At 71.3% G+C, this 24,762-nt stretch carries 21 protein-coding genes; 13 read left to right on the top strand and 8 right to left on the bottom strand.

Features of this window, described 5'->3' with window-relative positions:
* The first annotated feature begins 73 nt into the window (after positions 1 to 73).
* The 5 genes from OHT74_RS03935 (at position 74) to OHT74_RS03955 (ending at position 4,514) form a co-directional block, all read left to right on the top strand.
* Positions 74 to 745: a MerR family transcriptional regulator gene (locus OHT74_RS03935; protein ID WP_328619328.1), complete on the top strand. Its 672-nt coding sequence runs from the start codon at positions 74 to 76 to the stop codon at positions 743 to 745.
* A gap of 232 nt (positions 746 to 977) precedes the next feature.
* The gene (locus OHT74_RS03940; protein WP_328619329.1) at positions 978 to 2,441 is read left to right on the top strand and encodes a VWA domain-containing protein; all 1,464 of its coding nucleotides are present in this window, start codon (positions 978 to 980) and stop codon (positions 2,439 to 2,441) included.
* Positions 2,425 to 3,189 carry a hypothetical protein gene (locus OHT74_RS03945; protein WP_328619330.1) on the top strand — a complete coding sequence of 255 codons (765 nt, stop codon included), beginning with the start codon at positions 2,425 to 2,427 and terminating at the stop codon, positions 3,187 to 3,189. Before OHT74_RS03940 ends, OHT74_RS03945 begins: the two co-directional genes overlap by 17 nt.
* Positions 3,190 to 3,225: 36 nt before the next feature.
* Positions 3,226 to 3,654 carry a PadR family transcriptional regulator gene (locus tag OHT74_RS03950; protein ID WP_443047268.1) on the top strand — a complete coding sequence of 143 codons (429 nt, stop codon included), beginning with the start codon at positions 3,226 to 3,228 and terminating at the stop codon, positions 3,652 to 3,654.
* A gap of 104 nt (positions 3,655 to 3,758) precedes the next feature.
* Positions 3,759 to 4,514, top strand: coding sequence for a hypothetical protein (locus OHT74_RS03955; RefSeq protein WP_328619332.1), 756 nt, complete (start codon positions 3,759 to 3,761; stop codon positions 4,512 to 4,514).
* 36 nt (positions 4,515 to 4,550) lie between these two features.
* On the opposite strand, the gene OHT74_RS03960 is transcribed toward OHT74_RS03955, so the two are convergent.
* The 4 genes from OHT74_RS03960 to OHT74_RS03975 form a co-directional block, all read right to left on the bottom strand.
* Positions 4,551 to 5,540, bottom strand: a complete 990-nt coding sequence (locus OHT74_RS03960; protein WP_328619333.1) for an FAD binding domain-containing protein — start codon at positions 5,538 to 5,540, stop codon at positions 4,551 to 4,553.
* The gene (locus tag OHT74_RS03965) at positions 5,537 to 7,642 is read right to left on the bottom strand and encodes a xanthine dehydrogenase family protein molybdopterin-binding subunit (RefSeq protein ID WP_328619334.1); all 2,106 of its coding nucleotides are present in this window, start codon (positions 7,640 to 7,642) and stop codon (positions 5,537 to 5,539) included. The genes OHT74_RS03960 and OHT74_RS03965 overlap by 4 nt, the downstream gene beginning before the upstream one ends.
* Entirely contained in the window at positions 7,639 to 8,184 is a 546-nt protein-coding gene (locus OHT74_RS03970) for a (2Fe-2S)-binding protein (protein ID WP_266660664.1), read from the bottom strand. The genes OHT74_RS03965 and OHT74_RS03970 overlap by 4 nt, the downstream gene beginning before the upstream one ends.
* 209 nt (positions 8,185 to 8,393) lie before the next feature.
* A complete protein-coding gene (locus OHT74_RS03975) occupies positions 8,394 to 10,076 on the bottom strand; it encodes a SpoIIE family protein phosphatase (protein WP_328619335.1) in 1,683 nt (560 codons plus the stop codon).
* 524 nt (positions 10,077 to 10,600) lie between these two features.
* On the opposite strand from OHT74_RS03975, the gene OHT74_RS03980 reads away from it, so the two are divergent.
* Complete coding sequence (locus OHT74_RS03980) at positions 10,601 to 11,404, top strand: TIGR01458 family HAD-type hydrolase (protein ID WP_328619336.1); 804 nt, start codon at positions 10,601 to 10,603, stop codon at positions 11,402 to 11,404.
* Positions 11,405 to 11,534: 130 nt separating this feature from the next.
* Positions 11,535 to 12,632: a baeRF2 domain-containing protein gene (locus OHT74_RS03985; RefSeq protein ID WP_328619337.1), complete on the top strand. Its 1,098-nt coding sequence runs from the start codon at positions 11,535 to 11,537 to the stop codon at positions 12,630 to 12,632.
* A gap of 16 nt (positions 12,633 to 12,648) precedes the next feature.
* Here OHT74_RS03985 and OHT74_RS03990 read toward each other — a convergent pair whose 3' ends face one another.
* Positions 12,649 to 13,017 carry a YbhB/YbcL family Raf kinase inhibitor-like protein gene (locus tag OHT74_RS03990; RefSeq protein ID WP_328619338.1) on the bottom strand — a complete coding sequence of 123 codons (369 nt, stop codon included), beginning with the start codon at positions 13,015 to 13,017 and terminating at the stop codon, positions 12,649 to 12,651.
* Positions 13,018 to 13,235: 218 nt separating this feature from the next.
* Between OHT74_RS03990 and OHT74_RS03995 the strand changes: the two genes are divergently transcribed.
* Positions 13,236 to 14,387, top strand: coding sequence for a baeRF2 domain-containing protein (locus tag OHT74_RS03995; RefSeq protein ID WP_266660673.1), 1,152 nt, complete (start codon positions 13,236 to 13,238; stop codon positions 14,385 to 14,387).
* Positions 14,388 to 14,490: 103 nt separating this feature from the next.
* Here OHT74_RS03995 and OHT74_RS04000 read toward each other — a convergent pair whose 3' ends face one another.
* Complete coding sequence (locus OHT74_RS04000) at positions 14,491 to 15,477, bottom strand: LLM class flavin-dependent oxidoreductase (RefSeq protein ID WP_266660674.1); 987 nt, start codon at positions 15,475 to 15,477, stop codon at positions 14,491 to 14,493.
* Between the two features lie 174 nt (positions 15,478 to 15,651).
* Here OHT74_RS04000 and OHT74_RS04005 point away from each other — a divergent pair, with 174 nt between their 5' ends.
* Complete coding sequence (locus OHT74_RS04005; RefSeq protein ID WP_266660676.1) at positions 15,652 to 18,132, top strand: SpoIIE family protein phosphatase; 2,481 nt, start codon at positions 15,652 to 15,654, stop codon at positions 18,130 to 18,132.
* Between the two features lie 178 nt (positions 18,133 to 18,310).
* Here the strand turns inward: OHT74_RS04005 and OHT74_RS04010 are convergent, their stop codons facing one another.
* Positions 18,311 to 19,585: a serine hydrolase domain-containing protein gene (locus OHT74_RS04010; protein ID WP_328619339.1), complete on the bottom strand. Its 1,275-nt coding sequence runs from the start codon at positions 19,583 to 19,585 to the stop codon at positions 18,311 to 18,313.
* Between the two features lie 444 nt (positions 19,586 to 20,029).
* Between OHT74_RS04010 and OHT74_RS04015 the strand changes: the two genes are divergently transcribed.
* Both OHT74_RS04015 and OHT74_RS04020 read left to right on the top strand, forming a co-directional pair.
* Positions 20,030 to 20,701, top strand: a complete 672-nt coding sequence (locus OHT74_RS04015; RefSeq protein ID WP_328619340.1) for a DUF6545 domain-containing protein — start codon at positions 20,030 to 20,032, stop codon at positions 20,699 to 20,701.
* A complete protein-coding gene (locus tag OHT74_RS04020) occupies positions 20,698 to 21,888 on the top strand; it encodes a cytochrome P450 family protein (protein ID WP_328619341.1) in 1,191 nt (396 codons plus the stop codon). The genes OHT74_RS04015 and OHT74_RS04020 overlap by 4 nt, the downstream gene beginning before the upstream one ends.
* 129 nt (positions 21,889 to 22,017) lie before the next feature.
* Here the strand turns inward: OHT74_RS04020 and OHT74_RS04025 are convergent, their stop codons facing one another.
* Positions 22,018 to 23,232, bottom strand: a complete 1,215-nt coding sequence (locus OHT74_RS04025; protein WP_328619342.1) for an RNA-guided endonuclease InsQ/TnpB family protein — start codon at positions 23,230 to 23,232, stop codon at positions 22,018 to 22,020.
* A gap of 267 nt (positions 23,233 to 23,499) precedes the next feature.
* Between OHT74_RS04025 and OHT74_RS04030 the strand changes: the two genes are divergently transcribed.
* Both OHT74_RS04030 and OHT74_RS04035 read left to right on the top strand, forming a co-directional pair.
* The gene (locus OHT74_RS04030) at positions 23,500 to 23,757 is read left to right on the top strand and encodes an IS110 family transposase (protein ID WP_328619343.1); all 258 of its coding nucleotides are present in this window, start codon (positions 23,500 to 23,502) and stop codon (positions 23,755 to 23,757) included.
* 2 nt (positions 23,758 to 23,759) lie between these two features.
* Positions 23,760 to 24,716 carry a transposase gene (locus tag OHT74_RS04035; RefSeq protein ID WP_328619344.1) on the top strand — a complete coding sequence of 319 codons (957 nt, stop codon included), beginning with the start codon at positions 23,760 to 23,762 and terminating at the stop codon, positions 24,714 to 24,716.
* Positions 24,717 to 24,762: the final 46 nt, after the last annotated feature.

The following is a 24,762-nucleotide window of genomic DNA, read 5'->3' on the forward strand; positions in this document are numbered from 1 at the left end:
AGTCGCAGTATCTTGTTGTGGTGTCCAATCGCCGATGACGAATTCCGGACCACACGACCAGCAGGGAGGCCGTATGAAGATCTCGGAGCTCAGCCGGCGGACCGGCGTGCCGGTCGCCAGCATCAAGTACTTCCGGCGGCAGGGCCTGTTGCCCGCGGGGCGGGCGACCGCCGCGACCCTGGCCGAGTACGGGGAGGAGCACGCGGAGCGGCTGCGGCTGATCAAGGCGCTGACCACGCTCGGCGGCCTGTCCATCGCCACCACCCGTGACGTGCTCGGGGCCGTCGACCAGGCCCACAGCTCCGAAGGCGCCCTGGGCGCGGTCAGCTATGCCCTTCCGGTGGCGGTGGTGGCCCAGCCCGCTGCGGGCCCCGAGGAGGAGGCCGAGGCCGATGCGGCCGCCGGGGCCGAGGTGGCGCAGTTGCTCGCGGCCCTGGAGTGGCAGGCACCCGGCACTTCACCGCACGTGAAGGGGCTGACGGCGGCACTGAAGGAACTGCGTCGGCTGGACGCGCAGTACGCCCCCGGCGAGCTCGCCGCCTACGCGGGGCTGGCCGAGTCGGTGGCCCGGCTGGACCTGGAGCGCGCGGCCGGCCTCGACGACCCGGTGGCCCTGGCAGAGCGGGCGGTCATCGTCTTCGCGATCTGCGCCCCGGTGTTCGAGCTGCTGCGGCGTCTCGCCCAGGAGGACCAGGTCCGGCGCCGTGTCACGGGCGACGGCGCTGCGTCCGAAACACCCCGATAGCGCAGCGACCGGCCTCACCCTACGGAGTGCTTGCGCGCGGGGCAGGCCGCGTCGACTGGTCTTGCGGGGGCGGCCGGAAGACGCCGGCCGGCGAGCCGACTCGCCAACTCTCCGCGGCAACTCTCCATGTTTTCAATGCAGTTGTTAACGCAGGATTAGCGGAACCGTGCGTGAATGGTCAGCCGGGCGGTAAATGCTGCCGCTCGACCGTGACGCGAGCGTGCTGGGGGGCATGGGTGGCCGTCGGGGAGAGAGCTTCAGGGGAGAGACCGTTCATCGAGGAGCCCCGCCTGGCCGTCCGGCGCCGGCCGTCCGGCCCACCGCCTCCCTGGCCACCGGCCACTACCGGCACGACCTCGCCTGGCTCTCCTCGTCCCGCCCCTTCCAGCTCCTGTTGAAGGAGGGCGGACGCCAGGCGGACGGTCCGCTGTCGACGAGTACCATGCGCTCCCCCGTCGTCGTCGGCCTGAAGCCCGAGGTGGCGCAGCGGCTGCGGAAGGCGACCCCGGACGGGCAGCTGTCGTGGGCGGACCTGGCGGACGCCGCAGCGGCCGGCACGCTGAAGTACGCCATGGCCGACCCGCGCAGTTCGAACAGCGGGCTCGCCGCGCTGGTCGGCGTCGCGACCGCCGCCGCGGGTACCGGCGGCGCGCTGCGCCCCGAGGACATCTCCTGCGACCGGCTGCGCGGCTTCTTCGCCGGGCACGTGGTGACCGAGGACTCCTCCGGCCGCCTCGCCGACGCGTACGCACGCAACCAGGACGGCCTCGACGCGCTGGTCACGTACGAGTCCGAGCTGCTCTCCCTCAACCGCGCGGGCACCCTGCGCACTCCCCTGGAGGTCGTCTACCCGAAGGACGGCATCGTGCTGTCCGACTATCCGCTGATGCTGCTCGATCCGGCCAAGCGGGCCGCGTACGACCGCCTGACTGCCTGGCTCCGGAGCGAGCCGGTACAGCGGAAGATCATGGAACGCACGCTGCGCCGGCCGGTCGACCCCGGCCTCACCCGCGTGCCCGGCCTGCGCGCCCCGCTCGGCAGCGCCCTGTACTTCCCGGACAGCCAGGCGGTCGTCGACCGGCTGCTGGCCGACTACGCCGACGCGCGGAGCGGCCGCCCGGTGCGGGTGATCTTCCTGCTCGACTTCTCCACGTCCATGCGCGGCGAGCGGATCGCGAACCTCCGCGCCACGATGGACGGGCTGAGCGGCGCGGACGGCTCCCCTTCCGGCAAGTTCGCCCGCTTCCACCAGGGCGAGACCCTCACGGTGGTGCGCTTCGGAGGCCGCGTCCTGGACGAGCACAGCGTGACGTACACGGGGGTGGCCGACCTGGAGCGGCTGCGCGGCATGGTCGCCGACGACACCTTCGACGCGAGCACCGCCGTGTGGTCGGCCCTCGACCACGGCTACCGGACCGCGGCCGACGCGGTGGCCGATGACCCCGGGCAGCGCGTCTCCATCGTGCTCATGACGGACGGGGAGAGCAACGCCGGGATGAGCCTCGACGCCTTCCTCGCCCGGTATGCGGCCCTGCCGTCGGTGGCCCGCGCGGTCCGCACGTACACCGTCCGGTACGGCGAGGCCGATCCGCGGGAACTCGACCGGGCCGCCAGGGCCACCGGCGGGCACATGGCCGATGCCACCGGGCAGTCCCTTCTCAATGCCTTCAAGGAGATCCGTGGGTGTCACGAGTGAAGCGTGGTGGGCCGTGTGGTGGCCCTGGATGCTGCTGTGGGCGGCCACCGGGGCGGGCCTCGCGGCGCTCCTGGCGGTGGCGGTGCTGCGCCTGCTCCGCGCCCGGCGGGCCGCCACCCAGGACCTCACGGACGGCATCTGCTTCTACCTGCACGACAAGACGGTCATGGACCACTACCAGATGGACGGGTACACGGCCGCCCTGCGCAAGGAGGTGGAACAGCGCACCAGCGACAGCAAGGACGGCACCGTCCGCGCGAAGGTCTTCGGCGTCGGCGCCGACGGCGGCCGCAAGGAGAACACCGAGATCGTCAGCCGCTACATGGAGGTCGCGGAGCCGATCTCGGTGATCGGCCTGATCATGAAGGTGCTGGAGGGGAAGCGGATCATCGTGCACGTCGACCTCCCGAGCCAGTCCGTCACCCGCAGCTCCGCGCTGCTGCGGACGGCCTCCGACACGCAGGGCGCCGTCCGGCTGCGCGACATCGAGGACTTCGTACTGATCCGGGGCCGGTTCCGCACGACCGGCGACGGCCCGGAGCGAGCCGGCTCCACCGTGTTCCTCGCTCCGTACGGGGATCCGGCCGACCCGTCACGGGGCCCCCGGGTCCGGATCACCTGCGCCACGGAGGGCCTGCGCAACCAGGTCCCCCGGGGCACCTTCCTGGCCCGCTGCCTAGGCAAGGTCCAGGAGTGGAACCCGGAGGAGGGGGTCCTGGAGGTCCAGGCGATGGCCATCTTCCGCTAGACAAGCCGATCATCGACATATGTCGGATGCCGAGCTATGGTGACGTACGTGAATGATCAAGCTCTACGCGAGCCAACCCTCCTTATCCTCACCGCGATCGCCGACGCCCCACGGCACGGGTACGCGATCGCCCAGGAGGTCGAGAAGATCTCGGAAGGGCGCACGAAAATGCGCACCGGAACGCTCTACGGGGCCCTGGAGCGGCTCCTGGAACAAGAACTCATCGCCGTCCACGAGGAAGAGGTGGTCGACGGACGCATGCGGCGCAGCTATGCGCTCGCGCCGCGCGGCCGCGAGGTGCTGGCCGCCGAGGCGGCCCGGATCGCGCGTACTGCGCAGGAGGCGACTCGGCGGTTGGGGCTCGGTGGGGCCGGGGCGGCGGCTGCGTCGTTCGGTGCCTCGTTCCGTACGAGTGGGCTGCTCGGGCAGCGGCTCGGCTTCGATGGTGCGGTGGTGGGCTCGTGACCGCACTGGTGAGGTTGCATCCGGCTGCCTACCGGCAGGAGTTCGGTGACGAAATCACCGATGCCTACCATGAGGCAACGCGAGCGGCGGGTTGGCCCGCCCGGGTGCGCGAAGGTGTCGATGTCGTCGGGCACGCCCTGCGCATGCGGCTCGGGCTGGGCTCGGCGGGGCGCTCCGGGCGGCTCCTGGCAGCGTCGGCGCCGTTCGCCGCCGTCGCGATCGGGGCAACCGCGTTGGGCTGGGCCCGCTTGATGGGCCACGCCGTCCTCACCGACGACAGCCTGGTCTTCCCCCTGCTGGCGGCGACACAACTCGTCACGATGCTGGGCGCGTTCCTCGCACTGGCCGGACGCTGGGGGGTGGGAAGCTGGATCGCGCTGGCCGGCATCGTCGCGGAGATCGCTGTCGGCATGGTCCGGACGGGCGCCGGTCTGATCTGGTTCGGGGCCTTCTTCAGCGCGCCTCTGCTCGCCTTGACCCTGGTGACAGTGCTGTGCCCGCCCGATCTGCGGCCGGCTCCGCGGATCCGTACCAGGACCGGGGTGGTCGCCGTGATGGCCTGGACGGTGGTGGTCGCCGGTGCGCTGGTGGTGGTTCCGCTGCCAGGTCCGCTCAGCGGACTGCGGTTCGCCGTACCGGTGGCCGGTGGACTCCTACTGGCCGGCCGGCAGGCGTTCGTCCGGCTGCGCAGCGCGCCGGCCGTACTGCTCGCGGGACTGCCTTTCCTGTACTTCGGTGTGGTCCCCGGCGGGCTGGCCGTGAGCTGGCTCGCCGGTCTGCTCGGGCTGTTGCTGGTCGCCGCCGTCGTGGTGAGCGTACGGAGACGGCGGGGTGGGCGGGACCCGCTGGCCGGCGGCTAGTCGTGTCGTCGCCATGGACAGCACCAGGGAACCCGGTCAGCCTTCCTCGCACAGATCGCGGAGCGTGGCGACCAGGGTGTCGCAAACCAGCGGAACCTTGTACGCGTTGGCGCGGACGGTGCGGGCGGTGGCGAGTTCCTCGATCGCGGCTGCCGCGAACCGGTCCGCGGTGGCCGGTGCGCCCCGCAGGACGGCTTCCGCCCGCCGCGCGCGCCACGGCGTGGTCGCAAGGCCGCCGAACGCGATGCGCGCGTCCCTGACCCTGTCGCCGTCGAGGTCCACCGCCACGGCGACCGACACCAGCGCGAAGGAGAAAGAGGCCCGGTCCCCGACCTTTCGGTAGCGGGAGCGGGCCGCCATCGGCAGCGCGGGCAGCTCCACCGCCGTGATGAGTTCACCGTGTTCGAGGACGGTATCGAGCTCAGGTCGGTGCCCGGGCAGCCGGTACAGGGAAGTGACGGGAATGCGGCGGGTGGTGCCCGTGCCGTCCTGTACGCAGACCGTCGCGTCCACGGCGCACAGGGCGACCGCCAGGTCGGAGGGGTGCACGGCCGCGCAGCTCTCCGACGCACCGAGTACGGCGGTGTGCTCGCTGTGTTCCTCCACGGCGGCACAGCCGGATCCGGGTCGCCTCTTGTTGCACCGGGTGTCCGGGTTCAGGAAGTAGGGGCACCGAGTGCGCTGCAGCAGATTCCCCGCCAGGGTGGCCATGTTGCGCAACTGGGGTGACGCACCGGCCAGCAGCGCCTGCGACACGACCGGATAGCGCTCGCGCACCTCGGGATGGGCGGCGAGATCGGCATTGCGGACGGTGGCCCCCATGCGGATACCGCCGTCGGGGAGCACTTCGACCCCGCTCAGGGGCAGGCCGGTGACGTCCACCAGCAGACACGGACGGACGATTCCGAGCTTGAGGTGGTCGAACAGGTTCGTGCCGCCAGCCACGAACACGGCCCCGGGATCACCCGCGACCAGCGCTACGGCCTCCCGCACGGTGGCGGGGCGCTCATAGCGGAAGGGTTTCATGTCCCGTTTCCCGGTGCGGCCGCATCCCTCACACGGCGCACGCTGAGCGGCAGGCTGCGGATCCGGCGACCGGTCGCGTGATGGACGGCATTGGCGATGGCCGCTGCCGTCCCGACGATGCCGATCTCGCCGACGCCCTTGGCCCCCATGGGGCTCGTGTGGAAGTCCTCCTCGTCAATGCAGACGACCTCGATCTCGGGAGCGTCGGCGAAGGTCGCCACGTGGTAGGCGGACAGGTCGCGGGTGTGGAAATGCCCGTACGTCCGGTCGATGAGCCCCTCCTCGCACAGGGCCATGGAAAGACCCATGACCATGCCCCCGACCAACTGCGATCGCACCGTGACGGGATTGATCACACGGCCCACGGCGAAGACGCCGAGCATGCGCGGCACCCGGATCTCCCCGGTCGACGTATCCACGGTCACCCGGGCGAACTGCGCCCCGAACGCGTGCTGGGAGTGGGCGCGCGGCACGGAGAGCTCCTCGAGGGTGTCGACCCTGGCTTCGAGGCCACTGTCCGGCACCAGGCCGCCGCATCGCCCGATGTCGGTCCGCAATGCCTCGCAGGCGCGCACCACCGCCGTCCCCCACGAGGTCGTTCCGCTGGACCGGCCGGCCCAACTGGCCGACGGGTACGCACTGTCGCCGATCTCCACCATGACGTGATCCAAGCCGACGTGCAGGGCGTCGGCAGCGATCTGGGCCAGTGCCGTACGCGCCCCGGTGCCGATGTCCACGGCCGCGATGCGCACGGTGTAGCGGCCGTGGCCATCGGTGTGCACGCTCGCCCGGGAGGGGAACCGGTACTGCGGAATGGTCGACGCGGCGACGCCCATGCCCACGAGCCGGCGCCCGTCGCCGTGCTCCGCGCGGAGGCGGTCGCGTTCGGCCCAGCCGAACCGCTCCGCGCCCAGCCGCAGGCAGGTGGCGAGGTTCCGTGTGCTGAAGGGCCGGCCGCTGTGCGGATCGTTCGCGGTGTCGTTGCGCAGGCGCAGCTCGACCGGGTCGAGCGAACACGCGACGGCGAGCTCGTCTATGGCCGATTCGAGCGCGAACATCCCCGGGCATTCACCGGGTGCGCGCATCCAGGTCGGCGACGGAACGTGCAGCCTCACCCTCCAGTGCCTGGTCTCGCGGTTCGGCGCCGCGTACATGGTGCGCGTGGGCGCGGCCGAGTACTCGCAGTGGTCACCCGTCAGGGACGCCTGCTCGAACGACACATGGGACACGGCCAGCAGGTGGCCGTCGGTCTCGGCCCCCAGCCGGATCCGCTGAATGGTCGGCGTCCGGTATCCGGCGACGACGCTGAGCTGCTCCCGGGTGAGAGCGGTCCTGACCGGCCGGCCGACGACGAGTGCCGCCACGGCGGCGACGACCAGCTGGGCTCTTGGCGCGGCCTTGGAACCGAACCCTCCCCCCACGTGCCGGGCGATGACACGCACCCGGTCGGGGCTGATGCCGAAGAGGTGCCCGAGGATGTCACGCGTCCCCGACGGCCCTTGCGTGGTGTCGTAGACGGTCAGCGCACCGTCGTGCCAGTACGCGACCGTCCCGTGCGGTTCGAGGGCATGGTGGTGGTACGGAGGAGTGGTGTATGTGGCCTCGATCCGTACCGGAGCGTGCGACAGGGCCGACTCCACATCGCCGTGCGAGCAGTCGGTCGGAAAGAAGGGCCCGTGGTCCGGCGGCTGGTGGAATCCGTCGCACGCGATGTCGAGGCTGACCCTGTGCGGGGCTGCGGCGTAGTCGATGCCCACCATCCGCGCTGCCTCGTGGGCGATCTGCGGGGACTCGGCGACGACCGCGGCGACGAACTGGCCTCGATAGGCGACCGAAGGGGACTGGAAGACGGCGAGGTCGGCATCGCCGGTCCGGTTCAGGCGGGGGCAGTTGCCGCCGTGAATCACGGCCAGCACTCCGGAACGGGCGAGGGCCTCCTCGGGATGGACCGCCGTGACCCGCCCGTGCGCGACCGCCGCTGGAACCACTGCCGCGTACGCGAGGTGCGGCAGGGTCACGTCGCCGGTGTAGCGAGCGCTGCCCGTGACCTTCTCCCGGGCCTCCCGCCGGGGAATGGCGGAGCCGACGGACGGGTGTGTCACGGCGCCACATCCATGATCGCAGCCACGATGTTCTGGTACGCACCGCAACGGCACAGGTTCCCGCTCATGCGCTCACGGATTTCCGCCTGCGTCAGAACCGGAACGGCCGGGGGCCGTCCGGTCGCGGAACCGGGCCATCCGCGGGCGAACTCGTCGAGCATTCCGATCGCGGAGCACAATTGGCCGGGGGTGCAGAATCCGCATTGGAAGGCGTCACGCGCGACGAACGCCGCCTGCAGCGGGTGGAGATCCGCTCCGCCCAGGCCCTCCGCCGTCACGACGCGCGCGTTGCCGCACGCCACGGCGAGTGTCAGACAGCCGTAGACACGCCTGCCGTCGACCAGCACGGTGCAGCAACCACAATGGCCCCGATCACAGCCGGCCTTCGCTCCGGTCAGGCCGAGGGAGTCACGCAGTACGTCGAGGAGAGACATCCTGGTATCGATGGTCAGACGGCATTCCTGACCGTTGACGTTCAGTGCGATATCAGCACGGACAACTGGGCTGTCCTCGACGACCTCGGATGACTGTGTGCTGCGCATGGGGCATGACCCCCGTTTCGGCGAGCTGCGGGCCCGGCCCGCACCCGAGCGCAGACTCCGCACGTCTCCGCTTCACTCTACGCCTCTACTGGATCTTGCGCCTGACGAGCTCGGAGGGGGGATCGGTACGACCGGCGGTCCCCCACCACCATGCGTTTCGACAGCGTCACCACGGCCGTCTCACCTCTCGCACCGCAGGCCGAAGGACCCTAGACGAGCGGGCCGCCTATGGGCTGTTCCGTCCAGATCGTCTTCCCGGTCCGTGTGAACCGGCTGCCCCAGCGGTCGGTGAGCTGGGCGACGAGGAAGAGGCCACGCCCTCCTTCGTCCGTCTCCCGTGCGCGCCGCAGGCGCGGTTGGGTACTGCTGGGGTCGGACACCTCACAGACGAGCACTCCCCGGTCGCGGATCAGTCGGAGCCCGACCGGGCCGCCTGCGTAGCGGATCGCGTTCGTGACGAGCTCGCTGGCGACGAGCTCGGTCACGAAGCCCAGTTCCTCCAACTGCCAGTCGGACAGCCGGCCCACCACCAGCTCACGGGCGTGCGCGACGAGGGACAGGTCGGGTTCGAGTTCCCACTCGGCGACCTGATCGGACGACAGCGGGCGGATGCGGGCGAGCAGCAAGGCGGCGTCGTCGACGGGCGCTTGAGGCCGCACCTCGTCGAAAACGCTCTGGCTGATCCCGCCCAGGGGCCGGCTCTGGTCGGCGCCGGCGCCGGCCTCGGCGAGCGAGACCTTCAATCTCTCCATCCCCTCTTCGATGTCGCCGCCGCGGCTACCCACGAGTCCGTCCGTGAAGAACGCGAGCATGCTGCCGGGCCGTACGCCGAACTCCGTTACCTCGAAGGGCACTCCGCCCACCCCCAGCGGCGGTCCCGGCACCAGGCCGACAGAGACCGGTTCCTCACCCGGAGGCAGCAGGAGCAGGGGCGGATGTCCCGCAGTGGCGGCGGCGCACTGCCTCGTCACCGGGTCGTAGACGGCATACAGGCACGTCGCTCCGAGCACCGCGGGCTCGGAGCGCTCCGAGTGCTCTGAGTGCTCGGAACCGGACTCGCCGGCCGTCTGCTCGTCGGAGAAGCCGAGCACCAGATCGTCGAGATGTGTGAGGAGCTCACCTGGATCCAGGTCGAGGTCGGCGAGGGTCTGCACCGCGGTCCGCAGCCGTGCCATGGCCGCGGTCGCCTCGAGTCCGTGTCCGACGACGTCCCCCACAACGAAGGCCACGCGCAACGACGACAAGGCAATCACGTCGAACCAGTCCCCGCCGACCCCGACTCCGCCGCCTGCCGGCTGATACACCCCCGCGGTGTCCGCGGCCGCCACGTTCAGGGCGGAGTGCGGCAGCAGACTGCGCTGCAGGGCCACCGCCGACCGGTGTTCCCTGGTGTAGCGGCGCGCGTTGTCCACGCCGAGCGCGGCTCTGGAAGCGAGGTCGTGCAGGAGCGCAGCGTCCTCCTCGCTGAATACGGAAGGCAACTGACTGCGCCAGACCGTGACGCAGCCGAGGATCAGGCCCCGCGCGTAGAGCGGCACTGCCACGGAGGAGTGCGCCCCGCTCGGGACGAACAGACGCAGGCTCTCGGGATCCACCCCGAGCGACGCACGGAGTACGGCGACGTCGGACACCAGGACGGGCCGTCCCTCCATGAGCGGACGCATCACCTCGCTGTCCGGTACGGGAGGAAGCGCCTCTCCCACCGGCAGGAGCTCCTCCGCGGATATCCCCGGGCTCTGTGCGGCAGCGGTCCGGCGCAGGCGGACATCGCCGCTGGCTTCGAGGTGGGGCGGCTCGTCGCCCACCAGTACCGGCTCCGCGAGGTCCACGGTCGCCAGGTCGGCGAAATCGGGGACCAGGAGGTTCACGAGGGCCTGGGCCGTCTCCGTCACATCCAGAGAGGCCCCGATGCTTTCGGCGGCGGCTCGGGACAGCCCCCTCCGGCGTCGCTCCGAGTCGCGCTCGGCCACCTCCACCAGGGCTTCGGCCGGGCTGATCAGGACAAGCCACTGGGCGCCGGCATCACGGTCGCCTGAAGTCCGGGCCGCAAGCGGGACAACCTTGCAAACGAGCGAGGCCTTCCGGCCCCCGGAACCGCTCCCGGGAACCGTCACGAGTCGCCCGGCCGGTCCCGCCTCCGTTCCACCGTGCGGCAGTAGCCCCGACAAGGGGGCACACGGCTCCCCAGGCGAGCATTCCAGGAGCGTCGCGGCCCACTCCGAACGGGCGATGACCACGCCTTCGCCGTCCAGGACGACCGCTGCCGTGTCGCCGAAGGGCGCCGAGGCCGGCCTCGGACCGCGCTGCTCCGGTTCACGCATGTCGCCTCCACGCACCGTGACCTTCAGTATCTTCCCCGAAGGACCACCCGGCGACCTGCCCGCCGTCGCGGAGCCCCTGGGCTACCGTCGGCTCCATGGAGCGAATCCGAGCGGTCCTGATCGACATCGACGGCGTCCTCACCGTCTCCTGGAAGGCCCTGCCCGGAACGGTCTCTGCCATGGAACGGCTGCGCGCCGCCGGCCTCCGCCTCGCCCTGGTCACCAACAACACCTCCCGCACCCGCGCCGCCATCGCCACACGCCTGGCTGACCTGGGCTTCCCCGTCGGTGCCGAAGACATCCTGACCGCTCCGGCCGCCACCGCGGCGTACCTGCGCGAGCACTGCCCCGGCGCCCGCTGCCTCCTGCTCAACAGCGGCGATGTACGGGACGACCTGCCGGGTGTCACCCTCGTCGACGAGGGGGACGCGGACGTGGTCGTGCTCGGCGGCGCGGGCCCCGAGTTCGGCTACGGGGCCCTCAACCACGTCTTCCGGCAACTGCAGCGCGGGGCCCGGCTGGTGTCCATGCACCGCAATCTGTACTGGCGTACCGAGGGCGGCCTCGACCTGGACACCGGGGCCTTCCTCGAGGGACTCGAGAAGGCCTCGCGCACCGAGGCGGAGGTGACGGGCAAGCCAGCGCCCGCGTTCTTCGCGAGCGCCCTCGCCCACGTGGGCGCCGACGCGTCCGAAGCGCTGATGGTCGGCGACGACATCGAGTCGGACGTGCTGGCCGCCCAGCGGTTCGGCGTCGCCGGCGTCCTGGTGAGGACGGGCAAGTACCTCCCCGAGACGCACCGGGCCGCCTCCGGGACCCCGGACCACGTCCTCGACTCCTTCGCCGACCTGCCCGCCCTTCTCGCCTCCGGTTCCGGTTCCGGCAGCCCCGGGACGTAGGCATTTCCCGTCCCCGTCTCCTCCGGGACGGTCCGCCTCGAAATCCCGATTCAGGTCTTCGTCCGCCCCGCCCCCACGCGCATCATCGATAGGGAGACACCTGGGAGCGGCCTGGGAAGGGTGATGAGGAATGAGGCTGTCGTTCCTGGAACCCCTGTACGCGGAGTCCGGCCCGTTCGCCTCGGTGTACCTGGACACCTCGCGGGACATGGCGCAGTCCGACCGGGCCGTCGCCCTGCGCTGGCACCGGTTGCGTGAGGAGCTGACCCGGCAGGGCGCGGACCGGGCGCTGCTCGGCGTACTGGAGGAAGCGGTCGGCGCGGACGCCGAGCTGCCGGGGACACACGGACAGGCGATCTTCGCGGCCGGCGGCTCGCTCGTCCTGGACGGGGAGCTGCCCCGGCCGCCCGACCACAACTCGGCCCGCTACAGCACCCTGCCGGAGACGATGCCGCTGGTCACCCAGCATTTGCCGGAGATCCCCTACCTGGCGGTGGTGGTGCACTACGGCGGGCTGCCGACGGCCGACACGCACGGCTGGGTGACGGTGGAGGCGGAGTCCGGCACTTGGCCGGCCTCCATCGTGGCCCCAGGTGAGCGGCTGCACCACAACGTGGCAGTGGCCACCTGGCACCACAGCGCCGTCCAGCTGGGCCACCGGCTGGACGCCTGGGCACGGCGAACCCACGCCGACGCCGTCGTCGTCGCCGGGGACGCATGGGCGGGCAACGTCCTGGTCCGCCGACTGCCGCGCGCCCTGCGCGGCAAGGTCGTACGGTGCGGGGGCCCCACCCCGACGGATACCGGACGGGCCCTGCTGGAGCCGCAGCTCGGCAGCGTCTTCCGCGGCCGGATGGCCGAGCACGACCGGGACCTGGTGAACATCTTCATCGGCCGCCGGGCCCTGGGCGGGCCCGCGGCGGAAGGGCTGGAGGCCGCCCTGGCCGCCCTGCAGCGCGGCCAGGTCACGGCGCTGCTGCTGAACCACCCGCCCGCCGCCTCGCTGCGGCTGTGGACCGGTCCGCAGCCCACCCAGCTCGCCTTGACCGAGGAGGAGCTGGTCTCCTTCGGAGTGCGGGCGCCCCGCGAGGAACCCGCCGACGAGGCCCTGGTGCGGGCCCTCGTCGGCACCGCTGCCGAACTGGTCGTCGTACCGGAGGACGAGCTGGGTCTGGACGAGGGGGTCGGGGCGCTGCTGCGGTACGCCGACCCCGCCACCCCGGCCTGACGGGCTGCGCGGGGGGTCAGCGCTGGTACGTGCCCACCAGGGTGCCACTCGCGAGCTCCTTGCCCTGCACGGCGTCCGCGCTGGGCCGGTCGTGCAGGCGGACCGACTGCGACAGCGCGAACCCGTTGGGCCAGGACGTCCCGCCGTGCGGCTCCTGCCCCTCCTCCACCCCGCCGGTCCACGGATCGATGCCCGTGACCAGCCAGTGCAGGAAGGTGGGCCCCGGCGCGTCCGGGTCCTCGCACAGGAGCAGCAGCTCGGCCGTGCCCTCGGGCGCGGCCGTCCAGGTCAAGGGGGGTGAGACGTCCTCCCCCTCACCGCTGTACCGACGGGGGATCTCGGCGTGGTCGGCGAAGACGGCGCTGGTCAGCTGAATTCCGGTCACGGCCGCCGTCTTCCCCGCCCCCGCCCCTCCCCGTACCGCTCCGGGCCCGCAATCCATCCGATCGGCCCAGGTGTGGCGGGCGGACGAGCGGGGTGCGTTCGACGGGTGGGTCGGTGGGCACGGGTCCGGTGGGCAGGGCACCCTGGAAAGGGGTGTGCCGTCGTGCACGGCTTTCGTCACACCCCGCTCAAGCCTTCCTGAACCCCCTGGGGGACATCATGGAACTCGGCTTTCTCAAACCGCTCTTCGCCCGGCAAGGGCCATGGGCCTCGGTGTACATCGAGACCACGCGGGCGACCGAGGACGCACAGCGGATGCAAGCACTCCGTGAGCGCGCGGTCGCGTCCCAGTTGATCGACGCAGGTGCCGACGCCTACACCGTCCGGGCGGTGGTGAACCGGCTCGCCGGGGAACCCGTCAGCGGGGCGCCGCCCGGCCGCGCGCTGTTCGCTTCGGGCGCCGAGGTCGTACTGGACGTCCCGCTGGGGAAGGTCCCGGTCGCCACCGAGGCGACCTGGTCGGTCCTGCCGCACGTCGCCCCGCTGGCCGGCCTGCGGGACGACGGGCCGAGCTGCCTGGTGGCGTACATCGACCGCACGGGCGCCGATCTGGAGCTGCGAGACGCCCACCGGCGGGATGCCGTGGGCCAGGCCCAGGGCCGTGAGTGGCAGGGTCGCGGGCACCGCAGCATGCCGGCGGACCGGGGCGAGTGGCACTACCGGAACAAGGTCGAGAACGCCTGGAACGAGACGGCCGACATCATCGCGGCTGAACTTGCCCGGCAGTGGCTCGAGAACGGCGCCGAACCGATGGTGGTGTTGACCGGCGATCCTCGCGAGCGCCGGGCCGTCCGCAACCGGCTGCCCGAGCACATGCAGCCGATGACCGTCGAAGTCGACAGCGGCGCCAGGTCGCCCGGCGCCTCGAAGGACGCCCTCGACCGCGAGATCGCGCAGGTGCGCGAGAGGTTCGCCCGCGAGCGGCTCGAGAGCACCCTGGAGCGCTTCCGCATCGGCCGGGGCCGGCCCGGCGAGCACCGCGAGGCCACCGTGGACACCGGACCGGGCGAGGCGGCCGAGGGCGTGCCGGCCGTCGTGGACGCCGTACGCACCCACCAGGTGGCCACGCTGCTGCTCAGCCCCGACGGCTCCGACGCGGCGCGCGAGGTGTGGATCGGTCCCGGCGTGGACGAGGTCGCGGTGCAGCGCGGCCAGGCGGAGGCGATGGGCGTCGACAAGCCCGTACGGGCGCGTGCAGACGACGCCCTGCTGCGTTCCGCGGCGGCGGCCGGCAGCGACGTCCTCGTCGTACCGGCGGGCATGCCCGGACCGGCGGGCGGCTTGGGGGCGGTGCTGCGCTGGACCATGTGACGGCTCGGTCGGGGCATGGGACGGAAGCTCTCCGGCCCTCGAACGCGCCCTGGTCGTTGCTGGGACACCGGTTCCCACCACCGACCGCCGGGAGAGCCGGTTCCTACGAAGTGGTCGTGGCCTCGGAGTACTTCTTGATGAGCTCGTAGGAGCGAAGGCGGTCGCCGAGGTCGTAGACGGGCGTGGTCAGCATCAGTTCGTCCGCGCCGGTCTCACGCGCCAGTTCGCCGAGCCGGTGCACGACGGTCTCCGGTGTCCCAACGGCTTGCCGTGTCCGGAAATGGGCCAGCGCCCCTCGCTCCTCCTCCGTGAAGGGGTGGGCGGCGGCCTGCGCCGGTGTGGGGAAGGGCATGTCACTCACCCCCTTGAGGAGCCCGGCCTTGACGACGTTCATCGGTCCCACTCGCCACGCGGCTTCTTCTTCCGTATCCGCGCACACCGCCTCGACGCACAGCAGCACCCGAGGCCGCTCGCACCAACGGGACGGGGTGAACCCCGCCCGGTAACACTCCAGGACCGCACGGGTGTTGTCGGGCCGGATGTGGTGTGCCACGGCGATCGGCAGACCGAGTTTCGCGGCGAGAGCGGCGCCCGAGGTGCTGGAGGCCAGCAGCCATGGCTCCGGCAGCGGGCCGAGGGCGACTTCGTCCACCAGGAAGGACAGGATCGAGTCCACGTCCCTCTCGTACTCCGCGTCGGTCGTCGGTCCCGCGCCACGGCGAAGCGCCCTTGCGATGGCCTCGTCGAAGGTCCCTGGGCCGCGGCCGACGCCCAGGTCGATGCGGTCCTCGTGCAGGGCGGCCAACGTTCCGAACTGCTCCGCCAGCATGATGGGGGCGTGGTTGGGGGCCAGCACGCCGCCCGAGCCGAGACGGATGACCGAGGTCGAGGCGGCGGAGTGCGCGATCAGCACGACCGGCGGGAACGCACCGATCGCGGGCGAGTGGTGATGCTCGGCGTACCAGATCCGGTGGTAGCCCAGCCGTTCCAGTCCCTGTGCGAAGGCCGCGGTGTCCCGCAGGGTGTCCACGGCGCGGGTGTCCGTTTGGACCATCGCGACTTCCAGCGCTGAAAGAGGTATGTCGAGCATGTCGTCAGCATAGGGATCACGCTCCCGACAGCGGACGCCCCACTGCCGACGTGCAGCGGCGCGGCGATACTGAACCTAAGCAGACCGCTCGCCCCTTGGTGTCTGATCACCCTGGGTAGCCGCTGCGGGAATACCCGCTGAGCGTTCCGTTCGGCAGGTCGAAGGGTGGTAGCGATGGACGCACCGGCGCCGGGGTTGGGCGAGGGGCCCGAGGACCCGTTCGCGCTGCACCACTCGGCCTCGGCGGTACTGGACGACCACGGCAGGGTCGTCGGCTGGAGCGAGCGCGCACAGGAGCACCTCGGCTACCCGCCTGAGGAGGTGCTGGGCCGGGCGGCGGTCGAGTTCCTGGTTGACGCCCGCGACCGTGAGGCGGTCCTGGACGCAGTGGCCGCGTGCGAGCGCGACCGGGGCTGGTCCGGTGTCCTGCCCGTCCTGCACCGCAGCGGGCGACGGGTGGAGCTGGGCTTCCGCGCCCGCGCTGTCATCCGCGCCGGCTCGGCCCGCGAGTGGTTCCTCGTCGTCGCCCCGGCGGATGAGGTGCTCCGGTGGGAGACGGACCGGTCGGTCTTGGACGGTCTGTTCCGGCGCTCCCCGATCGGTCTGTCCGTCCACGCCCCCGACCTGAGCATCCTGCGGGTCAACCGGGCGCTGGCCCGCTTCGCGCAACTTCCCACGGCGCAGATGCGGGGCCGACGCATCGGCGACTTCCTTTTCGGTCCGGACGTGGAACCCATCGAGACCCGGCTGCGACGGGTACTGGAGACGGGCGACCCCCTGATCTTCACCGAGCAGTCCTGTCGCACGAGGAGTGACCCCGGCCGCGAGCGGGTGGTGTCGGTGTCGGCGTTCCGGATCGAGGACCCCGCCGGCGGGATCCTCGGAGTCACCCAATTGGTCGAGGACGTCACCGACCGCTACCGGGCCCGGCGACGGCTTGCCCTGCTCAACCGGACGAGCGCCCGCATCGGGACCACACTGGACCTCGGCCAGACCACCTGGGAGCTGGCCGACGTCGCCGTCCCCGACCTCGCCGATGCCGTCTCGGTGGATCTGCTGGAGCCGGTGGCCCGCGGCGAGGAGACCGCCGAGGAGGCGAGCGGACTGGTCCGCAGGATGGCCGTCCATTCGGTCATGGCAGAGGCACTGCAGGTGATGTACTCCACCGGAGAGGTCTTCCACTTCGACCCCCGTACCCCGCAGGCCAGGTGCCTCGCCGAACAGCAGCCCATCCTCGAACCGGTGCTCCAGAGCAGCCCAGGCTGGTACTTCCAGGATCCGGAGCGCACACGGCGCGCCCTCGGCCTGGGCGCTCACTCACTGATCGTCGTACCGCTGACGGCCCGCGGTCTGCTCCTCGGCCTGCTCACCCTGTGGCGGGCCGAGCGGCCCGAACCGTTCGAGGAGGACGACCTCACGCTCGCAGAGGAATTCGCCTCGCGCGCCGCCCTGTGCATCGACAACGCCCGCCGCTACACCCAGCAGCATCAAGCTGCGCTGACATTGCAGCGCAGCCTGCTGCCGCGGGAGTTGCCCGAGCACAGCGCGGTCGAGGTCGCGCACCGCTATCTGCCGGCCGATCCCGCCACCGGCGTCGGCGGCGACTGGTTCGATGTCATCCCCCTCTCCGGAGCCCGCGTCGCCCTCGTCGTCGGCGATGTCGTCGGCCATGGTCTGCACGCTGCGGCCACCATGGGCCGCCTGCGCACAGCCGTGCACACCCTGGCCAGCCTCGACTACGCTCCGGATGAGGTCCTCTCCCACCTGGATGACCTGGTCAACCGCCTGGCAGATGAGCAGGAGCCTGCTGACGGACGCTCGCAGGGCCAGCAGATCGTCGGCGCGACGTGCCTCTACGCGGTCTACGATCCCACCTCCCAGCGCTGCACCCTGGCCCGAGCGGGCCACCTGCCCCCCGCCGTGGTGACCTCCGACGGAACGGTGAGCCTGCTCGACCTTCCCCAGGGGCCGCCGCTGGGCCTTGGCGGACTCCCGTTCGAGTCCGCCGAACTGGAACTCGCTGAGGGAAGCCTGCTGGCGCTGTACACAAACGGCCTGGTGGAGGCCCGTGGCCACGACCTCGAAGAGGGACTTGAGCGGCTGCGAGAAGCCTTGTCCCGGCCCGGCCGCTCGCTGGATGAGACGTGCACGGCGGTGCAGAAGGCCCTGCTGCCAGATCACCCACGGGATGACGTCGCACTGCTCCTCGCCCGCACCCGCGTGTTGGCGCCGGAGCAGGTCGCCTCCTGGGAACTGCCCGCAGAACCGACCACCGCCGCCCGGGCACGGGAACTGACGGACGCCACACTGACCAGGTGGGGCCTGGAAGAGATGGCCTTCACCGCCGAACTGGTCGTCAGCGAACTGGTCACCAACGCCTACCGGTACGGCGGCGGTACGCCGGTGATCCTGCGGCTCATCCGCGACCGCAGCCTGATCTGCGAAGTCTCCGACAGCAGCAGCACCGCTCCGCACCTACGGCGGGCGCGCACCACCGATGAGGGCGGGCGCGGTCTCTTCCTGGTGGCCCAGCTCACCGAGCGGTGGGGCACCCGCTACACCCGGGACGGCAAGACCGTCTGGACGGAGTTCCCCCTGGCCGAAGCAACGGAGGGGCACTCCGCGGCTGCGGCGGTCTTTGCGCTCGATGGGTGACACCAGGGTGGTTCGGGGACCACGGAGGCGGCGGCCGAGGCCGGACGCGAGCCATGTACGGCTGAACCGGGGGTTTCTACGGTGTGGCAACGCGGATCGTCCCCGCCCTCAATCCGGAAGTGGTGACCGTGGCCGCCCACATCGCAGGCGCCCCAGGTCCGGTGGACCGGCGCCGCCTCTACCTCGGTGAGCCGCCCGCAGTCCGTGAGCGGTCGATCGGGTGGTGCCCCTGGTGGAGGAGGGAGTCGGCGAGCATGCCGGCGGGGGTCGGGGGCGGGGTCTTGCCGCAGAACTCCGCTTCGATCACGTTGACGTAGAGCGAGCCGTCTTGAAGCCAGTCGCCGTTGACGTTGAACGTCAACTGGTGGTCCCCGTCTCGCGTTCCGACCATCGCGGACAACGAGCCGTTCGTACGTCCGCTCTTGCCCACTACCTTCACGCCGCAGGACAGTGTCGCGAACTCGACCCCGAGGCCGTAGCCGAACCCCTCGCCGGCCGGCACCTCGTCGAGCATCTGCTCCAGCTGAGCCGGAGGCAGCAGCTCGCCACCCATCAGGGCGCGTTGGAAGCGGTTCAGGTCGCCGCCGGTGGAGATGACGTCGCCGGCGGCGCCCAGCCAGGTCATGTTCTGTTCCGTGGCGTCGTGGATCTCGGCATCGGGCTCGCTCCGGTGGAGTCGGGAGTAGCCGACGGGGTGCGGGTTCGGCATCTGCGGCGCGGTGCCGGGGAACGAGGTTCCCCTCAGTTTCAACGGCCGGATGACGCGGCGCGTGACCTCGTCGGCGTACGAACGGCCGGTCACCCTCTCCATGACCATGCCGGCGATCACGAAGTTGGTGTTCGAGTAGGACGGCGCCCTTTGCGGGTCGGGCCGCGGTGGATACCCGAGGGCGATCGCGACGAGCTCCTCCGGCGTGTGGGAGTCGTATCGGTGCTCCGGGAATCCGGGACCGGCGGCGTCGTGCACGAACGCGGGGTCGTCGGTGTAGTCGGCGATGCCGCTGGTGTGGTTCAGCAGTTGGCGCAGGGTGATCGTGGTGCCGTCGTAGCCGTTGCCCCGTAGCAGGCCGGGCAGCCACGTCTCGACCGTGTCGTCCATGCGCAGTCTTCCCTCGGCCTCGAGTTGGAGGAGGACGGTCGCGATGAACGTCTTGGTGATGCTGGCCCCGCGGAAGTGGTCACCGGCCGAGCGCTCGCGGCCCGTCGCCGTGTCGGCGTAGCCGGCCGCGCCGAACCACTTGGCCCGGCCGTCCTGGGTCTGTGCGGCCACGCCGGGCAATCCGCCCGCCTCGACGAGGGCCCGTAAGGCCGCGCGGGTCGCGTCGTGCCCGCGTCCCGCTTGCGTGGCGTTCGCAGTGTTCGCGGCGGTCGCGGTCGGGGTGAGCACGGCGACGCTGACGGCGGCGGCCAGCGTCAGCGCGAGCGAGGCGGTGCGTAAGGACCGCTGCTTCATGGATGGGACCTCCGGAGCGCTGTGGGCGCGCCGGTCGCGCCCCCGTGCTCGAAGAGACTCCCTACGGGCGTCCGGGGTTGATTTGCACAGTGCACCGGGAAGGATGCCTTGAAAATTTCGGTGGTCGGCTGTGTCGCCCATGCGGCCGAGTACCTCATCGGATGTCGAGTTCGGCGCCGGTGGGCGGGGGATGGTGTGGACAGCGGTGATCTTGGCGTCGGCGGGGTCGTGCCCGACGGCTTCCAAGTTCAGGGTGAGCCGGTCCACGGGTACGGTGATGGTCGTCGTACCCATCCCGGTGGTGTCCATACCGCAGTGCTGGTCATCGCGGATGCTCCCCCAGGTGGTCGGTGCCGACGTGGTCGCCAGTTGCGGCGGCAGAGACGACGTCGGCACGGCGGACCCGGTTCCGGTTCAGTCCCAGCGGAAGGACCAACTACGCACGTGAAAGCGCGCTTGGCGGTGCTGCTGACCTCGTTCGCCCTCGCCTTCGCCTCCTACGCCCCCGGCGTGGAGCGCGCGGTCGAATCGGTGGTCCCCCACGTCGCCCGGCTCCTCGGCAACACCTTCACCCTGACAGCGGCCACCTCGGTCCTTGCCTTCCTCTTCCAGCTCAATCCGGAGCGCGAACGGGCCCACCGGCAGATCCGACTGCGCGTCATCGCCCCCGCGATCTCCGTCGCCGGCATGACCGCCTTCTTCGCCGCCGAACAACTCACCGGACGAAACCGGGTGTTGTACGCACGACGCAGTCAGTGCTGGGGCCTGCGCACGACCTCGGTCGGCTGTGGCTTCGCCCTCGTCTACGCCGCGTACAAGCTCTTCGCCCTGGTCTCCATCGGGCTCGGCCCGGGGCTCGTCGCCGCGACAGCCGAGGTCGCCCGCCGGGACACGGCCGACACCCCCGAGGGTGACGCCGAGGTGGAGGCGGCGGTCATCGCCTCGGCCGTCGACGCGAAGCGCGCCGGACTCCCCCTCGACGGCGGCGAGGCCCCGCCCGCCGCCGGCACCCGCTCCAGCAAGGGCGACCTCCCGGCGGAGACCGCGTGGCTGCTGCTCGTGGCGGACGCCTATGCGCGCCGCCCGGCACCCGAGAACGCGGGCGCGGCCTCGTGACCGCCCCGCGGCAGGACCCGCTGCGCGACCCGCGCTTCTTCGCCGACCCCTACCCCACCTACGACCGGCTGCGCGAGGGCTGCCCGGTGCGACGAGTCCCCACCGGCTCCGGCGGCCACCACTCGTACGTGATCACAGGCCATGCCGAGGCCCGCGAGGCGTTCACCGACCCCCGCCTGTCCAAGGACACGGCCCGCTTCTTCGCCGACCGGCCCTCGAACCGCGACCTGCACCCGGCGATCTCCCACAACATGCTGGCGAGCGACCCACCCGCGCACACCCGCCACCGGCGGGTGGCGACGCCCCTGTTCACCACCGGACGCGTCCGGGAACTGCGCCCGTACATCACCCGGGTCGTCGACGACCTCATGACCGCGTGGCGACCGGGCACGGAGGTCGACCTGGTGGCGGACCTGGCGGTACCCCTGCCGGTCACCGTCGTCTGCGAGCTGCTGGGGGTGCCGGAATCCGACCGCGCCACGCTCGCCGGCTGGTCCCACGACCTCTTCGACGCGACCGACACCGACCGCGTCGACGCCGCGTCGCACCGGATCGGCGACTACCTGACCCACCTCGTCGAAACGGCCCGCGCCACCCCCGGCGACGGCCCGCTCCACTCCCTCCTGCGCGACTGCGACGAGGGCGGCCTCGACCGGGACGAGACCGTCTCCCTGGCCGCCCTCCTCCTGGTCGCCGGGCACGAGACCACCACCCACTTCATCGGCAACGCCGTCCTGGCCCTGCTCCGGCACCCGGAGGCGTTCGACCGCCTGCGCCGGGACCCGGACCTGATCCCCGGCGCCCTGGACGAACTGCTCCGCTTCGACTCCCCGGTGAGCGTGGCCACCTTCCGTCACAGCACGGAGGACCTGCGCGTCGGCGGGGTCGACATCCCGGCGGGCTTCCCTGTGCTCATCGCCCCCGGGGCCGCGAACCGCGACCCGGCGGCGTTCCCCGAGCCGCACGGCCTCGACCTCGACCGCGACGCCGGCGGCCACCTCTCCTTCGGCCACGGCATCCACCGCTGCCCGGGCGCCCCCCTGGCCCGCGCCGAGGCGGAAATCGCCCTCCGCACCCTGGTGACCCGCTTCCCGAACACCCGCCTGGCCATCCCCGCAGAATCCCTGACCTGGCGCCGAACCCGCCTCACCCGCGGCCTGACCACCCTCCCCCTGGCCCTCCCCTGACCACCCACCCCAACCACGGCGCCCGCCCCGACCCGACCCGGTGCGGGCTACGAACGCACCCCGTTCATCGGCGCGGGTTCCGAAGTGGTACTCGTGACTCCTCCCCCTCCTGAAGGAGGGGGCTTCTCGCTATGCCGGTTGGGCGTCGCGACGGACCAGCCCGGCCCGTAGAACGTTGAGTGCGCCCACCATGTCCGCGTGCGCGATGTGGCCGCACGAGACGCAGTGGAACTTCTCCTGGGTGGGCCGGTTCTCCGCCGCGACGTGCCCGCATTCGGGGCAGGTCCGGGAGGTGTTGCGGGGGTCCACGGCGATCACTTCCCGTCCGGCGCTCTCAGCCTTGGCGTGCAGGATCGTCAGGAACACCCCCCATCCGGCATCCGAGATCGAACGGTTGAGCCCGGCCTTCGCGGCGCCCCCGTTGGGCAGGAAGCTGCCCAGCGCCTCAGGGTCGGGCTTCGACGCGGGGGCCTTGACCATGTTGCGGATCTTGAGGTCTTCGTGCGCGATGAAGTCGTGTTCACGGACCAGGCCCAAGGCGGTCTTGTGCGCGTGGTCGAGCCGCTGACGGCGGACCTTGCGGTGCAGGCCGGCAACCTTGTTGACGGCCCGCTGGTGGTTCGCGGTGCGCTTGTCGCGGCGCACGCGGGGGAAACGGGCGAGGGCCTGCTGTGCGGCTTTCACTATCGCGGCAGCCTTGCGGCCGTGACGCGGGTTGGCGACGTGCTCGCCGCTGGAGGTGGTGAGAAACGAGGCTATGCCCATGTCGATGCCGACCACACTGCCCGTCGGGGACAGCGGCTCGGGCCGCAGCTGCTCGGTGGTGAGGACGACGTACCAGTGCCTGCCCTCACGCTTGACGCTGACGGTCTTGACCCTGCCGACCACGGGCCGGTGCTGGTTGACCTTGACGTGCCCGACGCCCTGGAAACGGACGCGGGTGACGCGGTCGTGCGGGGTGGCATCCCAGCGGCAGCCGTCGCCGTCCTTGGGGAAGTCGACCGTGTCGAACCAGTTGACGCCCCGGAAGCGGGGGTAGCCGGGCGCCTCGCCCGACTTGACGCGGCGGAAGAACGCGGCGAACGCCTTGTCGAGACGGCGAAGCGTCGCCTGCTGGGAGGAGAACGACCAGCGGCCCTGACGCTCCGCGTCGAACGCCCTGATCTCCTTGAGCTGCGCCGACTGCTGCCCGTACTTGACGGACGTCTTCGACACGTGCCGCCAGGCGTCACGGCGTTCCTGCAACGCCCCGTTGTAGAGCGAGCAGTGATCGCGCAGCATCTCGCCCAGCGCGACCTGCTGGCCCACAGTGGGCCGCATGAGGAACTTGTACGCACGAATCACCCAACCCACCCCCCTCCGGTTCTGTGATCAACCTAGAGGAGGCCACTGACATTGATACTCGTAGCGGGTTCCGGTGGTCGTGGCTCTGCCACTGACTGACGCCCTGCTGGGCTGTCTTCCCGTTGTACCGTCCGGCTGCCGGGGCCCGTTCTTCATGGCTCCGGCCAGGTGGAACATGACCTGATAGGAGCTTGGCCAGAAGCCCCCTCAATGTCCTGTCTGCCCCACCCGGCCGGTGCCGCCTCCGGCTAGGAAGGCGCCTCCAGCATGACAGCAGCAGGCATAGCGGGCACGGTTGGCCAGTGGGTGTTCGGCGGTGTGGACTCCCATTCCGACACCATTCATGTCGCGGTCGTCACCGACAACGGCGGCCATCTCGCCGACGCCGAGTTCCCCACCACCACCGCCGGATACACGGCAGCTCTCGCGTTCCTCAGTGCCCACGGGGACGTGATCGCGATCGGCGTGGAAGGCACCGCGTCGTACGGAACCGGGTTCACCCGCTCCGCCGCGCCGAGGGCCTGACCGTGGTCGAGGTCAACCGGCCCGACCGTGCCGAACGTCGCCGCAGCGGCAAGTCGGACCCCATCGACGCCTACGCCGCCCGAGCCGCACTCTCCGGACGCGCCTCCAGCGCACCCAAGGACGAGACCGTCACCGGCATACGCGCCCTCCACAACGCCGCCCGCTCCACGGTCAAGGCCCGCACCGCCGCCATGAACCAGATCGGGCACATCCTCATCAGCGCCCCCGAAGCGATCCGCGCCCGCTACCGGGCCCTGCGCGGAAAGCCGCTGGTCGATGCCCTGGCGCGCCTGCGGCCGGCGGGAACGGGAGACGTCGTGCATGCCGGCGTCCTGACCGCCTTGAAGAGCCTCGCCCGACGCGTCCAGGTCCTGGCCGCCGAGCACGATGAGCTCACGGCCGCGCTCGACGACGTGGCCACCCGACACAATCCAGGTCTGCGGGCCGCCTACGGCGTCGGCCCCGACACCGCGGCCCAGCTCCTGATCACCGCCGGCGGCAACCCCGACCGCCTCCGCACCGAAGCTTCGTTCGCAGCCCTGTGCGGGGTCGCCCCGGTCCCTGCCTCCAGTGGCAAGACCAACCGTCACCGCCTCTCGCGCGGCGGGGACCGGGCCGCGAACGCGGCTCTCTACCGGATAGCACTCGTCCGCATGGCCAGCGACGGCCGCACTCGCGAGTACGTGGCCCGGCAGACTGCGGCCGGCCGGACCAAGAAGGAGATCATCCGCCTTCTCAAACGGGCCATCGTCCGGGAAGTGTTCCGCTGCCTCACCACCACGGTCACGGTCCCGGAGATCGCCGACCTACGCCCCGCACGCCAGGCCAAGAACATCACCCTCACCGCCGTTGCCAACCACTTCGGCGTCTGGCCCGCGGTCATCTCCTGCATCGAACGCGGAACCCGCCGCGACGACAACCTCGCCAACGCCTACCGAGACTGGCTCACCGCCGCTTGACGACCAATAGGAGCTTCAACGCAGCGAACTCCGGCGCTCCGCGCCT

This window comes from Streptomyces sp. NBC_00354, assembly GCF_036106915.1.
Lineage (GTDB): Bacteria > Actinomycetota > Actinomycetes > Streptomycetales > Streptomycetaceae > Streptomyces.

Coding starts and splice junctions, on each gene's coding strand:
- OHT74_RS03935 (WP_328619328.1), top strand. CDS start 74: ATGAAGATCTCGGAGCTCAGCCGGCGGACCGGCGTGCCGGTCGCCAGC.
- OHT74_RS03940 (WP_328619329.1), top strand. CDS start 978: ATGGGTGGCCGTCGGGGAGAGAGCTTCAGGGGAGAGACCGTTCATCGA.
- OHT74_RS03950 (WP_443047268.1), top strand. CDS start 3,226: ATGGTGACGTACGTGAATGATCAAGCTCTACGCGAGCCAACCCTCCTT.
- OHT74_RS03960 (WP_328619333.1), bottom strand. CDS start 5,540: ATGAAACCCTTCCGCTATGAGCGCCCCGCCACCGTGCGGGAGGCCGTA.
- OHT74_RS03970 (WP_266660664.1), bottom strand. CDS start 8,184: ATGCGCAGCACACAGTCATCCGAGGTCGTCGAGGACAGCCCAGTTGTC.
- OHT74_RS03980 (WP_328619336.1), top strand. CDS start 10,601: ATGGAGCGAATCCGAGCGGTCCTGATCGACATCGACGGCGTCCTCACC.
- OHT74_RS03985 (WP_328619337.1), top strand. CDS start 11,535: ATGAGGCTGTCGTTCCTGGAACCCCTGTACGCGGAGTCCGGCCCGTTC.
- OHT74_RS03995 (WP_266660673.1), top strand. CDS start 13,236: ATGGAACTCGGCTTTCTCAAACCGCTCTTCGCCCGGCAAGGGCCATGG.
- OHT74_RS04000 (WP_266660674.1), bottom strand. CDS start 15,477: ATGCTCGACATACCTCTTTCAGCGCTGGAAGTCGCGATGGTCCAAACG.
- OHT74_RS04005 (WP_266660676.1), top strand. CDS start 15,652: ATGGACGCACCGGCGCCGGGGTTGGGCGAGGGGCCCGAGGACCCGTTC.
- OHT74_RS04010 (WP_328619339.1), bottom strand. CDS start 19,585: ATGAAGCAGCGGTCCTTACGCACCGCCTCGCTCGCGCTGACGCTGGCC.
- OHT74_RS04030 (WP_328619343.1), top strand. CDS start 23,500: ATGACAGCAGCAGGCATAGCGGGCACGGTTGGCCAGTGGGTGTTCGGC.